The 15,175-nt window shown below is 49.3% G+C and carries 16 protein-coding genes and 1 pseudogene; 16 read left to right on the top strand and 1 reads right to left on the bottom strand.

The annotated features are described in order from the left end of the window. Positions 1-3 precede the first annotated feature (3 nt). The 10 genes from C8D73_RS10500 (at position 4) to C8D73_RS10455 (ending at position 9,070) form a co-directional block, all read left to right on the top strand. On the top strand, positions 4-1,002 hold the full coding sequence (locus C8D73_RS10500) for a DNA polymerase III subunit (protein WP_113078173.1): 999 nt from the start codon (positions 4-6) through the stop codon (positions 1,000-1,002). After that, a complete protein-coding gene (locus C8D73_RS10495; RefSeq protein ID WP_113078172.1) occupies positions 1,002-1,850 on the top strand; it encodes a PSP1 domain-containing protein in 849 nt (282 codons plus the stop codon). Before C8D73_RS10500 ends, C8D73_RS10495 begins: the two co-directional genes overlap by 1 nt. A 1-nt stretch (position 1,851) precedes the next feature. After that, on the top strand, positions 1,852-2,580 hold the full coding sequence (locus C8D73_RS10490; protein ID WP_044491698.1) for a tRNA1(Val) (adenine(37)-N6)-methyltransferase: 729 nt from the start codon (positions 1,852-1,854) through the stop codon (positions 2,578-2,580). Further along, the gene (rsmI, locus tag C8D73_RS10485) at positions 2,580-3,425 is read left to right on the top strand and encodes a 16S rRNA (cytidine(1402)-2'-O)-methyltransferase (protein WP_113078171.1); all 846 of its coding nucleotides are present in this window, start codon (positions 2,580-2,582) and stop codon (positions 3,423-3,425) included. The genes C8D73_RS10490 and rsmI overlap by 1 nt, the downstream gene beginning before the upstream one ends. Continuing rightward, entirely contained in the window at positions 3,422-5,389 is a 1,968-nt protein-coding gene (gene metG / locus C8D73_RS10480) for a methionine--tRNA ligase (RefSeq protein ID WP_113078170.1), read from the top strand. The genes rsmI and metG overlap by 4 nt, the downstream gene beginning before the upstream one ends. A gap of 1 nt (position 5,390) precedes the next feature. Continuing rightward, the gene (locus C8D73_RS10475; RefSeq protein ID WP_113078169.1) at positions 5,391-6,173 is read left to right on the top strand and encodes a TatD family hydrolase; all 783 of its coding nucleotides are present in this window, start codon (positions 5,391-5,393) and stop codon (positions 6,171-6,173) included. Between the two features lie 208 nt (positions 6,174-6,381). Next, positions 6,382-7,359, top strand: coding sequence for a resuscitation-promoting factor (locus C8D73_RS10470; RefSeq protein ID WP_113078168.1), 978 nt, complete (start codon positions 6,382-6,384; stop codon positions 7,357-7,359). Between the two features lie 13 nt (positions 7,360-7,372). Then, positions 7,373-7,918 carry a ribonuclease M5 gene (gene rnmV / locus C8D73_RS10465; RefSeq protein ID WP_046430774.1) on the top strand — a complete coding sequence of 182 codons (546 nt, stop codon included), beginning with the start codon at positions 7,373-7,375 and terminating at the stop codon, positions 7,916-7,918. After that, positions 7,911-8,777 carry a 16S rRNA (adenine(1518)-N(6)/adenine(1519)-N(6))-dimethyltransferase RsmA gene (gene rsmA / locus C8D73_RS10460; RefSeq protein ID WP_021717824.1) on the top strand — a complete coding sequence of 289 codons (867 nt, stop codon included), beginning with the start codon at positions 7,911-7,913 and terminating at the stop codon, positions 8,775-8,777. The genes rnmV and rsmA overlap by 8 nt, the downstream gene beginning before the upstream one ends. 23 nt (positions 8,778-8,800) lie before the next feature. Next, positions 8,801-9,070 carry a CGGC domain-containing protein gene (locus C8D73_RS10455; protein WP_170123213.1) on the top strand — a complete coding sequence of 90 codons (270 nt, stop codon included), beginning with the start codon at positions 8,801-8,803 and terminating at the stop codon, positions 9,068-9,070. Between the two features lie 84 nt (positions 9,071-9,154). Here C8D73_RS10455 and C8D73_RS10450 read toward each other — a convergent pair whose 3' ends face one another. Continuing rightward, positions 9,155-9,757, bottom strand: a complete 603-nt coding sequence (locus C8D73_RS10450; protein WP_170123212.1) for a sigma-70 family RNA polymerase sigma factor — start codon at positions 9,755-9,757, stop codon at positions 9,155-9,157. Positions 9,758-9,970: 213 nt separating this feature from the next. Between C8D73_RS10450 and C8D73_RS10445 the strand changes: the two genes are divergently transcribed. The 6 genes and pseudogenes from C8D73_RS10445 to C8D73_RS10420 form a co-directional block, all read left to right on the top strand. Next, positions 9,971-10,174, top strand: a complete 204-nt coding sequence (locus tag C8D73_RS10445) for a helix-turn-helix domain-containing protein (RefSeq protein ID WP_021717821.1) — start codon at positions 9,971-9,973, stop codon at positions 10,172-10,174. A gap of 647 nt (positions 10,175-10,821) precedes the next feature. Continuing rightward, on the top strand, positions 10,822-11,607 hold the full coding sequence (locus C8D73_RS10440; protein ID WP_044491718.1) for a tyrosine-protein phosphatase: 786 nt from the start codon (positions 10,822-10,824) through the stop codon (positions 11,605-11,607). 40 nt (positions 11,608-11,647) lie between these two features. Then, positions 11,648-12,301, top strand: coding sequence for a polysaccharide biosynthesis/export family protein (locus C8D73_RS10435; RefSeq protein WP_113078165.1), 654 nt, complete (start codon positions 11,648-11,650; stop codon positions 12,299-12,301). Positions 12,302-12,317: 16 nt separating this feature from the next. Further along, positions 12,318-13,787 (top strand): GumC family protein, encoded by a 1,470-nt coding sequence (locus C8D73_RS10430; protein WP_021717818.1) that lies wholly within the window; start codon positions 12,318-12,320, stop codon positions 13,785-13,787. Continuing rightward, on the top strand, positions 13,775-14,476 hold the full coding sequence (locus C8D73_RS10425) for a CpsD/CapB family tyrosine-protein kinase (RefSeq protein WP_113078164.1): 702 nt from the start codon (positions 13,775-13,777) through the stop codon (positions 14,474-14,476). Before C8D73_RS10430 ends, C8D73_RS10425 begins: the two co-directional genes overlap by 13 nt. Positions 14,477-14,572: 96 nt before the next feature. After that, positions 14,573-15,169 (top strand): annotated as a pseudogene (locus C8D73_RS10420) (sugar transferase); the annotation flags it as partial. Between the last annotated feature and the right edge of the window lie 6 nt (positions 15,170-15,175).

The following is a 15,175-nucleotide window of genomic DNA, read 5'->3' as shown; positions in this document are numbered from 1 at the left end:
CCTATGTGGGACGATATTCTGGGACATGAACAGAATAAGGAATTTTTAGCCAGGCTGCTGCAGCCGGGTAACAGGCCGCATGCACTGCTTTTTTACGGTCCGGAAGGTATTGGTAAAAAGCAGCTGGCCTTGCGTTTTGCTAAAACATTCCTGTGCCAGAAGCCGGACGAACATCCCTGCGGCAGGTGCGAATCCTGCCGTCTGATCAATCTGGCAGAGCACAGCTTTGCCCATCCTGATTTTATTTTGGTGGAGCAGGAAGCTCCCGGGAAAGACCTGAAAATAGAACAGATCAAGGAAATGAGCAGGCAGACCGCCTTTGCGCCTGCGCTTTCAAGCCATAAGGTATGCGTCATCGACGCTGCTGACAGGATGACGGTAGAAGCGGCGAACAGCCTTTTAAAGCTGCTCGAAGAGCCGCCGCCAAACTGGATGTTTATTCTGGTTGCGTCGCGGTTGGAACGCCTGTTGCCGACGATCCTTTCGCGGGTCATTCAATTACGCTTTGACCAGATACCCCTGGCACTGACACAGGAGGCTTTGAACAGGCTCGGGCTGGAACGCCCGGAACTGCTGGCCCGCCTGGCAGGCGGTTCGCTTGGCGCTGCTGTCAATTTGGCTGCTGCAGATGCCGTCAGCTACCGCGATCAGGCTTTGGAATTTCTGGAAGCCCTGCCGCTGGCGCAGCCCATGCGGTATGTAGCTTCGCAGCCATGGCTCGAAAGCTATGACAAACATGGCGGTTTATTATTTACGGAAATGCTGCTGTTTTTAGCCCGGGACGTTTTGCTTTGGCAAAACGGACTGGAGGAACAGATTTATAACTGTGACTGCACAGATAGATTACGGCGTTTGGCCGCCTCATGGCCCGCTTCGCATTTGAAGCAGGCGGCGGACATCGCCCAGCAAGCATATCAGGCCATCGAAAGCAATGCCGGCGCCAAGCTGGTTTTGGAAACGGTGGTACTTAAAACAGACATACTTCGGAAGGAGGAGAGATAGTGCCAACAGTTGTAGGTATAAGATTCAAAAAAGCAGGTAAAATATATTATTTTGATCCCGCACTCAGCAGCGTAACCCAGGGGGATCATGCCATTGTCGAAACTGCCCGCGGGGTAGAATACGGCGAAGTAGTAGTAGGGCCGCGCGAGGTCAGCGACAGTGAGGTGGTTTCGCCTTTGAAACCGGTGCTGCGCAAAGCTACTGATGAAGATGCCCAGAAAGTCGAAGAAAATATCGTACGCGAGAAAGAAGCTTTCAATATCTGCCTGCGTAAGATCACTAATCACGATCTGCCGATGCGTCTGATCGATGTGGAATTTACTTTTGACGTCAATAAAATCATATTTTATTTCACAGCCGAAGGGCGTATAGATTTCCGCGAGCTGGTCAAAGACCTGGCCGCTGTGTTTCGTACCCGGATCGAGCTGCGCCAGATCGGCGTGCGCGATGAAGCAAAAATGCTGGGTGGGATCGGCAGCTGCGGCAGGCCGTTGTGCTGCTCTACTTTTTTAGGTGACTTTGAACCGGTATCGATCAGAATGGCTAAAGATCAGAATCTGTCGCTGAATCCGGCGAAGATTTCGGGTATCTGCGGTCGTCTGATGTGCTGCCTGAAATATGAAAACCATATGTACTGCTGCAAAGAAGGCGGCTGTAAACGTAACTGCGGCAACGACCGTGTCGAGATCCCCAAATTGGGCTCGCTGGTAGTAACGCCGCTGGGAGAAGGCAAAGTAACAGGCATCAACCGCGCTATGCGTACGGCTTCCGTGCAGCTGACGCCCGATAACGTTATCCAGGTAGAATGGGACGAGATCGTTGATGCTTCCAAGGCCGATCCGATCTGAAATGAGTAAAGCTACAGAACGCTGCGATTCCCTGCCCGGCTGTAATTATGCGATCTGGCAGGACTCGGAAGAATTTTGTTTTACGACGGATGCTGTTTTTCTGGCAGCTTTCCCGCATTTGGTCAGGCAGGCCCGTGTTTTGGAACTTGGCGCCGGTACAGGGGCCATCAGCCTGCTGCTGGCAGCACGCGGTGCGGCTCAAGTAGTAGGCGTTGACTGTAATCCTCATGTAGTAGAGCTGATGCGCCGCAGCATTGCGGCTAACGGGCTGGAGGAATGTGTCAGTGCCGAGCTGGCCGATCTGCGGGAGCTGAAAGCGCTTTATCGTTCGGAAAGTTTCGATCTGATCGCAGCTAATCCGCCCTACCGTAACAGCGGTAAGGTTCGCCGGGTAGCGACTGCGGCTTGCCATGAACTGACGGCAACGCTGGAGGATTTCTTCCGCGCCGCCGCCTATCTGGTCAAATATCGAGGGCGTTTTGCCATTGTGCAGCTGCCCGAACGGTTTACGGAATGTATGGAACTGGCGCTTAAATATGGTCTGCAGCCGAAAAAACTGCAATGGGTACATGCCTTTGCGGATAAGCCCGCCTGGATCTTTCTCATGGAAATGGTCAAAGGCGGCAGTTACGGACTGGAGGTTTTGCCGCCGCTTATTATGTATAATGAGGACGGCAGCCACAGCAAACAGACTTTGGAGTATTACGGTATGGCGGAGGAGGCAGAATAATGGCAGGAATTTTATATTTGTGCGCGACGCCGATCGGCAATCTGGAAGATATGACGCCCAGGGCGCAGAGAATGCTGGCCGAGGCGGATATTATCGCTGCCGAAGATACCCGTCATACACTGCAGTTATTGAACCGTTTCAATATCAAGGGACGGCTGGTACGCTATGATGAGCACAGCAAAGAACGGCAGGGAGCTTATCTGCTGGACGAACTGCTGTCCGGAAAAAATATCGCTTTAGTCAGTGACGCCGGGTTTCCCGGTATCGCTGATCCGGGCGAACAACTGGCCAGACTGGCAATCGATGCCGGCGTGCAGGTAGTGCCTGTACCTGGTGCCAACGCCGCGTTATGCGCGCTCATTGCTTCAGGTCTGCCTGCCTCACCGTTTTTTTTCGGCGGATTTCTGCCCAAGAGCAAAAAAAACAGGCGGCAGCAGCTGGAAGAATGGCAGTATCTGCCGGCTACGATTATTTTGTACGAAGCGCCGCACAGGATCGAACAGGTGCTGCAGGAAGTGCTGGAGGTCTGGGGGGACAGACAGCTGGCAGCAGCGCGTGAGCTGACCAAGCTGCATGAGGAGTTTTTCCGGGGCACGGTCAGTCAGTGCCTGACCTGGCTGCATGAAAATAAGCCCCGCGGTGAATTCTGCCTGGTCATCGCCAGAGGCCTGGAACAGCCGCAGCCTGCGCAGGAAGCAAAGGATCCGCTGGCGCAGGTACAGGAACTGCTGGCTCGCGGCGTCGATAAAAAAACGGCGCTGGCGCAGGTTGCTAAAGCAAATAAGATTCCCAAACGGGAATTATATAATAAATTAATTTCAGAAGAAGAAGGGATCAACATATGACAAAACCAACGTTTTATATCACCACCCCGATCTATTATCCCAGCGATAAACTGCATATCGGTCATGCTTACTGTACGACTATCGCCGATACCGTGGCCCGTTATCATCGTGCCAAGGGCGAAGACGTCTTTTTTCTGACCGGTAGTGACGAGCATGGTCTGAAGATTCAGCGTAAAGCTACGGAGATGGGTGTTACCCCGATACAATATGTTGACGAGATCATCGCAAATTTCAAACTTTTATGGCAGCGCCTCAATATCACCAATAACGATTTTATTCGTACCAGCGAAGAACGCCATCATAAGGTTGTGCAAAGTATTTTGCAGAAAATCTTTGAACAGGGCGATATTTATAAAAAGAATTATGAAGGCTGGTACTGTGTACCCTGCGAATCCTACTGGCTGGAGCGTCAGCTGGTCGACGGCAAATGCCCCGACTGCGGCCGTCCGGTAGAGCGTATGGAAGAAGAAAGCTATTTCTTTAAGCTTTCCAAATATCAGGACCGTCTGCTGGAATATATCGAAACTCATCCCGACTTCATTCAGCCTGTGGCACGCCGCAACGAGATGATCAACTTCATCAAACAGGGACTGGAAGATCTGAGCATCACCCGCACCACCTTCGACTGGGGCATCCCTGTGCCTTTTGACAACAAACACGTTGTCTATGTCTGGTTTGACGCGCTGCTCAACTACTTTACCGGTATCGGTTACGGCAGTGATCCGGAAAAATTCAATAAATACTGGCCTGCTAACATGCATCTGGTCGGCAAGGAAATTGTGCGTTTCCATACTATCATCTGGCCGATCATGCTGATGGCTATGGGTGAAGAACTGCCGAAACAGGTTTACGGACATGGCTGGCTGGTAGTTGAAGGCGACAAAATGTCCAAATCCAAGGGCAATGTCATTGATCCTCTGGCGCTGATCGACGAATTTGGCGCCGATGCTATCCGTTATTTCCTGCTGCGCGAGATCAACCTCGGCAGTGACGGCAATTTTTCGCGCGACGCGCTGATCACCCGCATCAACGCTGATCTGGCCAATGACCTTGGCAACCTGCTGCACCGTACGGTCAGCATGATCGAAAAATATCACGGCGGCGTGATCCACAAAACCGCCTGCAGTGATCCTCTTGATGACGAGCTGATCGCCCTGGTCAATGAAACTGTTGCGAAATATCAGGACGCTATGGACCATATGGAAATCAACACGGCGATCAAAGCTCTGTGGGCGCTTATCAGCCGTGCCAATAAATATATTGATGAAACAGGCCCCTGGCTGCTGGCAAAAGATCCCGCCAAAGCAGCGCGTCTGAAAACAGTTATGTATAATCTGGCAGAGGTATTGCGCATCGTCGCTATCCTTACAAGTCCTTATATTCCTTCTACCAGTCCCAAGATCTATACCCAGCTGGGCCTCACTGCTCCCGAGCAGTTCCTGCTGGCCGATACCGCCTGGGGCGGGCTGCCTGACGGCACCAAAGTGCAGAAGGGTGAGCCGCTGTATCCGCGTATCGAGATCACTGAAAGCGGAGAAACTGTTATCGCCGCTACCAAAAAGACTGCTCCGGCCGCTAAACAAGCAGTTAAGGCCGAAGTAAAAGCTGAGGCCAAAACGGAAAGCAAAACCGCGGCAACAGAAGAAATAACTATCGATGATTTTATGAAGATAGATCTGCGCGTAGCTACCATTACCGCAGCAGAGCGCGTACCTAAAACCGATAAGCTGATGAAGCTTGAGGTCAGGATCGGCGAAGAAGAACGTACCATCGTTTCCGGGATCGCGCAGCATTATACTGCCGAAGAGCTGATCGGCCGCAATGTTATCGTGATCGCCAACCTGAAAGCTGCAAAACTGCGTGGGATCGAATCCCGCGGGATGCTGCTGGCCGCCTCTGACGGAGAAGGTAAGCTGGTGCTGGCTGATGCCCCCGATATCGCTTCCGGGAGCAAGGTGAAATAAGATGTCACGTACAGGACTATTCGATTCCCATGCCCATATGGACTCGGACTATTTTACCGATGACCGCGACGCGCTGCTTACACAGCTGCAGGAAGAACTGGACGGGATCATCAATCCCGGCTGTGATGAGATCACGTCGGGTTTCGCTGTAAGTTTAGCTGAAAAATATGATTTTATGTATGCCGCTGTGGGCTGGCATCCTGAAGACCTTGAGGGTATTTTGGATAACAGCTATCTTGACGAGCTGGCAGCCTGGGCCGTCCACCCCAAGGTAGTAGCCATCGGCGAGATCGGCCTCGACTATTACTGGAAGGGCAACGAGCCGAAGGACGTGCAGAAGCGCCGTCTTTTAGAACAGCTCGATCTGGCCAAACAGTTCGACCTGCCGGTGATCATTCACGACCGCGATGCGCACGGCGATATCCTGGAGATCTTCCAAAAAGAAGTCACAGGTGTGCGGGCAGTGTTCCACTGCTATTCCGGCTCACTGGAAATGGCGAAGGAACTGCTTAAGCGAGGATTTTATCTTGGTTTTGGCGGCACCTCTACTTATAAAAATGCCGCAAAAGTGCGCGAGGTCCTGCAGTATGTGCCGGATGACCTGCTGCTGTTTGAAACAGATTCACCTTATCTGACGCCGGTGCCTTATCGCGGCAAGCGTAATCAGCCGGGTTATACCGAGCTGGTAGCACGCAATGCGGCCGAAGTGCGCGGCACGACCTTTGAAGCGCTGGCAGCGCAGACTACTAAAAATGTCAAAACTCTTTTTAATAAAATAAAATAAAATACAAACTGCCTGTTTGTTTTTCGCAAACAGGCAGTTTGTATTTTAAGGCTGTTATTTTCCAGAAGTCAAAACAAGTATCTGTGTCCACAGTAGTTTTTACGTTTTTGTTTTTTGTGCAAAAGCTTATGTGTGTTTAAGGGCGACAGTTTGACAGAAAATTTTTCTTTATGGTAAAATTATACGTCTTTAAAAGGAGGTACAATTTATGCCTAATAGAAAATCATTATATAGAGCAATGGAAATTTTGCCGCTGCTGTTAGTGGTAGTTTTAGTTTTCAGCGCTATTTGTCTGGCTAACAGCAAAGAAATAGTTTTGCGTTACGACGGGCAGGAAAAAGTAGTGACCACTATTCTTGAAGATCCCCGTTCTATTTTGGAAGAGTCCGGCGTCAAGGTCGGCAAAGAAGACCGCATACTGATCTCTCCGGCAAATGCCGAAAAAAAGACCATGGAAGTTATTGAGCTGAAACGCGCTCTGCCTGTAACGATCGAAAAATATGGCGTCAGCAAAAAATTCTATACCGGTAAAGCAACTGTCGGCGAGGCGCTGGATGCCCTGGCGATCAATTATGAAGGCAAAACAGTCTATCCTGCTGTTGATACGCCGATCACTTCCGACCTGGAGATCCATATTTTAGGGCGTTTTGATGAGCTGCATGAAGAAGAGCAGCCGATCGAGCCGCCTGTGGAGTTTGTTGATAATCTGGAAAAGCCGTATGGTGAGAATAAGGTGCTGGAACCGGGCGTACCCGGCAAGATGAAGGTGACCAGAAAAACTACGCTTAAAGACGGCCTGTTCCAAACTCATATCATCAGCAAGACAGTGCTGGAAGAGCCTAGACGTGAGCTGGTAGAGCGCGGCATGGCCCGTTCTATCGAAACTTCGCGCGGGCGGATGCGTTATAATAAAGTTATGACCATGGAAATCACCGCCTATACCTTGGGTGAAGGCAGCGGTACCGGACGAACTTCGATAGGACTGGTGCCTTACGAAGGTATCGTGGCCGTTGACCCGCGGGTTATCCCGTATTATACTAAACTGTATATCCCCGGTTATGGCATTGCCATGGCCGGCGATACCGGCGGCGCTATCCGCGGCAATCGGCTGGACGTGTTTATGCACGACTGGCACAGAGCCATTCAATGGGGACGCCGTACCTTAGACGTATATATCTTAGAGTAACGGAGGCGCGGACTTGCTGAAAGAAGTTCTCGTAGTAGAAGGAAAAATGGATACAGTGGCGATCAAACGCGCCCTGGAAGCCGATACCATCGAAACAGGCGGTTTTACCTTAGCGCCATATACCCTGCGGCAGATCGAAGCCGCATATAAAAAGCGGGGCATCATTATCCTAACTGACCCGGACGGTGCCGGCGAACGTATCCGCCGCTTTCTGACGCAGCGCTTTCCCGAAGCGGGGCAGGCCTTTGTACCTAAAGCGGACGCTACGGCGCACAATGATGTGGGCATCGAGCAGGCTCAGCCTGAGGCGATCCTGGCAGCGCTGAGTAAGGTGCGCCACCATGAATATAAGCCTGACAGCGAATTTACCAGCCAAGACCTGTGGCAGAACGATCTGGCCGGAACAGGCAGTGCGGCGTATCGCCGTGATAAAATGGGCGCTTTGCTGGGCATCGGCTACGGCAACGCCAAAAGGTTTTTAGAGCGGCTCAACAGCTATGGGGTCACCCGCAGCGAATTTGACGAGGCGCTTGCGCAGTTAGGAGAACAGCATGGATAAACCGATCATTGCCAGACGCGAAGTCACCAATCATATATTGCACACCTTTAAATTAAAAGCGGATAAAAGACTGGGACAGAACTTCCTGATCGACGAAGAAGTCGTACGCAGGATCGTTGCTGCTGCAGAACTGTCTGAGGACGACACGGTTTTAGAGGTCGGCCCCGGTATAGGCACTTTGACGCAGGGACTGGCGCAGAGCGGCGCCAGGGTCGTAGCAGTCGAGCTGGATAAAAGGCTGCTGCCGGTGTTGGCAAAAACACTGGAAGGCTACGATAATGTGCGTATAGAAAACGGCGATATCCTGGAAGTCGATATCAAAAATATTGTTGGCGCGCCGACCTTTAAGGTGGCGGCTAACCTGCCTTATTATATTACCACGCCGATCATTTTCAATCTGCTGGAACAGCGCCTGCCTATGGAACGGCTGGTTGCCATGGTGCAGAAGGAAGTAGCCGAGCGGATGGTCGCGAAGCCCGGCGGCAAAGATTACGGCGCTTTGTCAGTTTCGATTCAATATTATACTGAGCCGGAGATAGCCTTTATCGTACCGCCGGAATCCTTTATCCCGGCGCCCAATGTCGACAGTGCCGTCATTGTCTGCAAACGCCGCACCGTGCCTCCGGTCGAGGTCTGCGACGAAAAACTGTTCTTCAAAGTCGTAAAGGCGGCTTTTTCCGTACGCCGTAAAATGCTCAGTAACGCTCTCAAAAATATGGGCATCAGCAGCGTACAGGCTGCGGCATGGTTGGAACGTGCCGGTATCGACCCCAAGCGCCGGGGCGAAACGCTGTCGCTGGCAGATTTTGCCAGCCTGACCAACTGCTTTAAAGAGGTGCTGGCAGAAACAGAGCAGTAAAAATAATCAAAGGAAAAATGCCTATGAAAAAGATCGCTGTTTTAAGATGTCTGCGTACCAGTAATAACTGTACCGGCAGCGGCTGCGGTGATGTACAGATGCCCAATAACGAGGAAGGTCTGCGCAAAAAGCTGGATCGCCTTGTTACTATCGGCGTTGAAGCCGTGCATTTGAGCGGCTGTACCAAAAAGAAGGACGCACAGGGAGAAAAACATGAATGCCCGGTGATCACCAAAACTGCCGAATACCTGGAGCAGCAGGGGATTACTGTTGTCAGAGGCACACATCACTAAAAATAAAAAGCTAAAAAGCATCGACAAATTTTGTCGATGCTTTTTTATTTTTATCTATGAAATTACGGCGATTAGTTGAGCCGGTCAGCCGTCCTGCTTCAGCAGCAGCCGCAGCTTATCCAGCCCTTTGAGCCGGTGCTTGGTGACGTTGCGTACACTGCAGCCCAGCAGGCGGGCTGCTTCTTTGGGTTTCTGTTCGCGCAAAAACAACAGATCGATAACCTGCTGCTGTTCGGCAGTCAGCCGTTTTAAAGCCTGCCGTACTTCCAGTGACAGCAGCAGTTGGGCAATATCGTCCGGCAGCCCCTGCTGCAACCCGGCCTCATCCAGAAGGGCGGTGCCTTCCTCGCTGTCAGTATTGACGGCGATCTCGTTTTCCCAGATCCGGCCCTGCTTCTGCATGGCGTCGAACAAAGCGAAATGTACTCTGCAGCGCGCGTAACCGGGCCAGTTTACATAATCAGTACCGCTGTATTTGAGTACCAGCTCGATAAAAGCCAGCACAGCGATGCCTTCCGCATCTTTCCCCAGTGAATTATAAAACATCTCGCGCCGTGCTTCGCTGCTGAGCAGGGGCTTAAAATCACTGCACAGCTTCAGTAAAGCAACGTTGTCGCCTGCCTGCGCCGCAGTTATCAAAAGCTGCAGTGCCTGGGCAGCCGCGCTGCTTGTATTAGTATCTGTCAAAATAGCTATTTATATCAGTTCTTCCCATAATTTTATGACGGCGGGCCGTACTGTAAAGCGTTATGCATAACAGGGCTCAGTATGTGCCTTTGTATTTGTTTTGTAAACAACCTTTGGGGTAGGCTATAAGAAATACAACCCATAGGGTTATTTTGCTTTGCTGCTTTTGCGGTTAAAATTTTTCACAGTCAAAACTTTTAGCTGAGGTGCAAAATGAGCAAGCATACTTATAATAACATCGGCCGCAAATTATACCAGCTGCGGCTGGAGCTGGGGCTGACCCAAAACGACGTGGCCGAACGCTGTAATATGTCGGTCAATTATTACGGCCGTATCGAACGGGAGGAATGCAACTGCAGCGTTAATCTGCTGGATAAGATATTGCAGGTGCTGGGAAAGGAAATAGATTTTAAGTAAAGTCTTGTAGGAAGAAACTGCTGTTAGATTAAAAGATAAAAAATAATCGCTCTCAGCTAAAGTTGAGAGCGATTATTTTTTGCCGGGCTCTATGGGAATAGAGTCCGGCTTTTGCATGTCAGCAGAGGCGGTGCTGGCAAGTGAGATTGTAAATATTGCCGCACAGGTACGATGAAAATATAAGTACGAGCAAAAAGTATACTTAAATATAAAAGAAAACGTGCTTATGTCTTGCGGGGGGGGGTACAACCGTGGTACAATAATTATAAAATATTAGGGAAGTTTTTATGTATTGGAAATATACAAAAATGAGTAAGAAAATATTGAATAATTAAGATATAAATATAGCTTATAAGAATAAAAAATCGGCAAAATTGTGGCTTCGTACTTTTGGTGACAAATAGTTGCTGGCAAGTGAGATTGTAAATATTGATGCACAGGTACGATGAAAATATAAGTAAGAGCAAAAACGTTACTGAAATATAATTTTAGAAGCTGTTATGTCTTGTGGGGGGGTACAAGTGTGGTATAATCTAAAGTTGATAAAACAAATATTTTAATTGTTTTATTAAAGCATTAGGATACAGATTGCAATTATTACGAAATTAATTAACAACACTAAGTTCAAGATAGATAAAGGTGATCATTTGCTGGATACACATACACATATCTTATGGAATATAGACGACGGTTCTAAGAATCAGTGCATGTCGTTACAAATGCTGGAGATTGCGGCCAGAAGCGGGACTAAAGCTATCTTTGCGACCCCGCACGTCATAGAAAGAGCGAATAAGCCTTCCTGGGAAGAAATAAAGGAAAAAACACAGCAGCTGCGGCAGTTGTGTGCAGAAGCACAGATAGATATTATGCTTTATCCCGGAGCAGAAGTGCAGATGAACTGGGAGCTTTTGCCGGAGCTGGGAGCGACTGGCGCGTACTGTTTAAACGGCGGTAGATATCTGCTGGTCGAACTACCGGCGGCAGAAATCCCTGCCTATGCCGATGAATTCTGGTATGAGCTGGAGCTGAAGGGGATAATGCCGATCCTTGCCCATCCGGAGAGGTATCAGCAGCTGCGCGAAAACCCTGACCTGCTGCTACTGTGGCGGCGGCGTGGCATGCTTATGCAGTGCAACAGCGGCAGCTTTACCGGCATGTTCGGTAGCAGCGTCTGCGAGAATGCCAAGGTCTTGCTGGCAAATGGTCTGGTCGATCTGTTAGGGTCGGACGGGCACCGCAGCGAAGGACGCAATACGGATATGTCACGGGCAGCGGCGGTCATCAGGCAGCTGGCCGGAGAAGAAGTACTGCGGCAGATGACAGAAACGAACCCGCAGGCGATCTTAAAAAATCAGGAAATAGAGCTCAAGCAGCCCAAAGTATTTTTAGAAGACAAACCAAAGAGCTTCTGGCAGAAACTATTTGGCAAATAATAAATTAAAGATTGAAGTAAAGAGAAAAAGGAGAATCCCGATGAAGAAAACAATTCTGGCGTTGACCCTGGCGCTGAGTCTGCAGGGACTGGTAGTAGCGTCAGCAGCAGACAACGACTATATTATGTGTCCCGGCGACCAGCTGCAGGTAGTAGTCTATGGACATGAAGATCTGAGCAGCCCGCCCAACAGCAACACTACCCCCTATACAGTACGCCCTGATGGAAAAGTAACCTTTCCCCTGATCGGCGATATAGACGTGACAGGAAAAACAGTAACAGAATTTACGCGGCAACTGGAAGTGAGTCTGGCCGAATACCTTGTCAGGCCGCAGGTCAGCGTTAATATCTTAAAGCTGGGAACGACGCGTGTCTATGTGCTGGGGGAAGTAAAAAAACCGGGACTGTACGAGCTTGAAAAAAGCCACCGCGTATTAGATGCCCTGGGAAAAGCGGAAGGCTTTACAGAAAAAGCCGCCAAAAAGAAAATCTTTCTGATCAGAAAAGGTGCGGAAGAACCTGTACTGGTCAATATCAATAATTTTCTAAAAAAATCCGACCAGAGCCAAAACTACGTTTTAAACGAAGGCGACTGCCTGTATCTGACCAGCAACGGCAAGATAGATATTGGGCGTGACATCATGCCCTTCATCAGCGGCGCATACATGGTATCGGAAATCAAAAATAACGACTGACCTGAGGAGAGATAAAGTGGAAGAGGAAATCACAATCGACCTGCGCGAGCTGGCGCATATAGTGCAGAAAAACGCAAGGTTCATCGCTAAAGTCACGGGCGGATGCATAGTCGCCGCCGGGCTGTATTTGCTTATAGCTTCACCGGTCTACGAATCAGATTCGCTGCTGCGCATCAAGCAGCCCAAAGGGATAGGCTCGTCGCTTTTAGAAAGCATGCCTATGGGCAATGCCATGGCCAGCAAACAGCTGATGAGCACCTATGCGGAAATCTTAAAAAGCCGCAGCGTCATCGCCCCGGTCATTGAACAGACGGAAGAAGCCGACAGTGACGGCAAATATATGCGTTATGAAGATTATATCAAAAACAGGATAGTTACCAATCCTTTTAAAGATACCGAGATCTTAAAAGTTACAGTCAACGCTAATACGCCGGAAGGGGCCCAGAAAGCCAACGACCTGATCGTTAACGGCTTTTTGCAGCGGTTGACCAGTCTGGTACGTGAAGAACAGAAAACTACCCGCGCCTTTATCGAAGAGCGAGTCGTAGCCTCTAAAGCCGAGCTTGAAGCAGCCGAAAGTGCGCTGACCGAATATAAAAAAGCCAGCAAGATCCTGTCACCGACGGACGAAATGAAGTTGGCGGCCGATAAAATGGGGATCGTCGATAAACTGCGTGCAGAAAACAAAGTGGCGCTTGCCACAGCGCAGGCACAGCTGTCAGCAACAGACCAGCAGCTGGGCGGCGAAGCCAAAGCGACAGCGGATAACGCAGTTATCAAGCAGTATAATGCAAAATTAGCCGAACTGGAGACCCAGAGGATAGACTATCTGGACAAATATACAGCCAAACATCCTAAAGTCATCGAAACAGAAGACGCTATCGCCAATTTAAAAAGCAAGCTGCAGCAGGAAATAGCCAAAGTAGCCTCACTGCAGGCGCCGTCGGATAACCCAGTGCACCAGCAGCTGCTGACCAGTAAATTCGGCAGCGAAGCGGCGATCAGCGTAGCCGAAAGCAACCTTGCCGAGCTGGAGCGTCTGGATAAAAGAAATCAGGAAGACGTAGAACGGCTTTCCGAGAAAGAACAGAAATACCTGAGCCTGATGCGTGACGTCAGCGTTGCCGATGAAATTTACATCATGCTGGCCAAACGCCTGGAAGAAGCCAAGGTAGCCGAAGTAGCGGTATCCACCGAGGTACAGGTAGTAGATACGGCCACACTGCCGGAAGACCCGGTAAAACCGAAAAAGCTTTTGACCCTGCTTTTGGCAGCCTTTTTGGGAATCTTCGGCGGCAGCGGCTTTGTTATTGCCAAAGAACTGATGAACAGAACCATAAAGACAACGGACGATGTAGCAAACTATCTGGACCTGCCTGTTCTGGGCTCGGTGCCGGATTATGAATCATTGAATAAAAACATGAAAAAAGAACAGCAGGAGCAAAGCTTGACTGCCAGGCTACGGAGGTACTTATGGAAACGATAACACTGATTGCCGACCGTGATGCCAAATCACCGGTAGCGGAAGCATATAGAACGATCAGGACCAACATCCAGTTCTCCAACGTTGGTCAGGAGCTGAAAACGATCATCGTTACCAGCGCTACGCCAAACGAAGGTAAAAGTACAACGATCAGCAATCTGGCGGTGGTAATGGCACAGGCCGGGCACAAAGTGCTTTTAATGGACTGTGATATGCGCAACCCGACACAGCATAAGCTTTTTAAGCTGACTAATAAAGGTCTGAGCAACTGCATTTCGGCGAGTGAAGAGGTGCGGGAAGTCATTCAAAAAACAGGGATAGAGAATCTGGAGCTTTTAGCCAGCGGGCCGGTAGCGCCCAACCCATCCGAGCTTTTGGGAAGCAAACGGATGGAACAGTTACTGGAACGGCTAAAGCCGGATTATGACTATATACTTATCGATACGTCGCCAATCATGCCGGTAACGGATGCGGCAGTACTGTCTGGTAAGGTAGACGGGCTGGTCATGTTGGTCAGCTCCGGCGAAGTTACACCAGCAGCAGCTAAAGAAGCTAAACAGAGGCTGCTGCTGGCAGGAGCACATATTTTGGGAGTTATCCTTAACAAGGTAGAATTGGCCCATACGCACGGCTATGGTTACTACTATTACTATGGTTCCGATGGTACATCCGGGGGGGACATTCGTCGCTAGAAGTGAGATGGAAGCTGCGCAGGTATTGAAAAGATATCACAAAATAATTGCATAGGGGTGGAATATGCAGTAATGATTAAAGATGGTGAATTAGGAAAGACTATTTTTGATTTTACATTAACATTTATAGGAACGATATGTATAAGCCCGCTTTTAGCTTATATAGCGTACAGGATAAAAAAAGAAGATCCGGGACCTGTAATATTTAAACATATGCGTGTTGGTAAAAATGGAAAGTCTTTTCCATGTTATAAATTTCGCAGTATGTGTGTTGATGCCAAACAAATGCTGGAAAAATATTTAAGAGAAAATCCTGAAGCGCGAATGGAGTGGGAACGCGACTTTAAATTAAAAAATGATCCGAGAGTGACACCAATTGGCGAATTTTTAAGAAGGACCAGTTTAGATGAATTGCCGCAGATTTTTAATGTTTTAAAGGGAGAAATGAGTTTGGTTGGACCACGTCCTATTGTCCAGGAAGAAGTGCCACGCTACGGGATACATATAAAAAAATATTATTCAGTAAAACCTGGCATTACTGGACTGTGGCAGGTTAGTGGGCGTAGCGACATATCTTATTCGGAACGTGTCGCCTTGGATGTTGAATATGTGGTTAATCGAAGTTTTCTAAAAGATATCCAGATACTTATAAAAACATTTGATGTTGTATTCAGAAAAAAAGGTGCATATTAAAATAAG

Origin of the sequence: Phascolarctobacterium faecium DSM 14760, assembly GCF_003269275.1 — a bacterium.
In the GTDB taxonomy this organism is placed as follows: Bacteria; Bacillota; Negativicutes; order Acidaminococcales; family Acidaminococcaceae; genus Phascolarctobacterium; species Phascolarctobacterium faecium.
This window is presented reverse-complemented; position numbering and strand designations above follow the sequence as displayed.

Coding starts and splice junctions, on each gene's coding strand:
- C8D73_RS10455 (WP_170123213.1), top strand. CDS start 8,801: ATGAAAAAGATCGCTGTTTTAAGATGTCTGCGTACCAGTAATAACTGT.
- C8D73_RS10435 (WP_113078165.1), top strand. CDS start 11,648: ATGAAGAAAACAATTCTGGCGTTGACCCTGGCGCTGAGTCTGCAGGGA.
- C8D73_RS10490 (WP_044491698.1), top strand. CDS start 1,852: ATGAGTAAAGCTACAGAACGCTGCGATTCCCTGCCCGGCTGTAATTAT.
- C8D73_RS10475 (WP_113078169.1), top strand. CDS start 5,391: ATGTCACGTACAGGACTATTCGATTCCCATGCCCATATGGACTCGGAC.
- C8D73_RS10445 (WP_021717821.1), top strand. CDS start 9,971: ATGAGCAAGCATACTTATAATAACATCGGCCGCAAATTATACCAGCTG.
- C8D73_RS10500 (WP_113078173.1), top strand. CDS start 4: ATGTGGGACGATATTCTGGGACATGAACAGAATAAGGAATTTTTAGCC.
- rsmI (WP_113078171.1), top strand. CDS start 2,580: ATGGCAGGAATTTTATATTTGTGCGCGACGCCGATCGGCAATCTGGAA.
- C8D73_RS10425 (WP_113078164.1), top strand. CDS start 13,775: ATGGAAACGATAACACTGATTGCCGACCGTGATGCCAAATCACCGGTA.
- metG (WP_113078170.1), top strand. CDS start 3,422: ATGACAAAACCAACGTTTTATATCACCACCCCGATCTATTATCCCAGC.
- rsmA (WP_021717824.1), top strand. CDS start 7,911: ATGGATAAACCGATCATTGCCAGACGCGAAGTCACCAATCATATATTG.
- C8D73_RS10470 (WP_113078168.1), top strand. CDS start 6,382: ATGCCTAATAGAAAATCATTATATAGAGCAATGGAAATTTTGCCGCTG.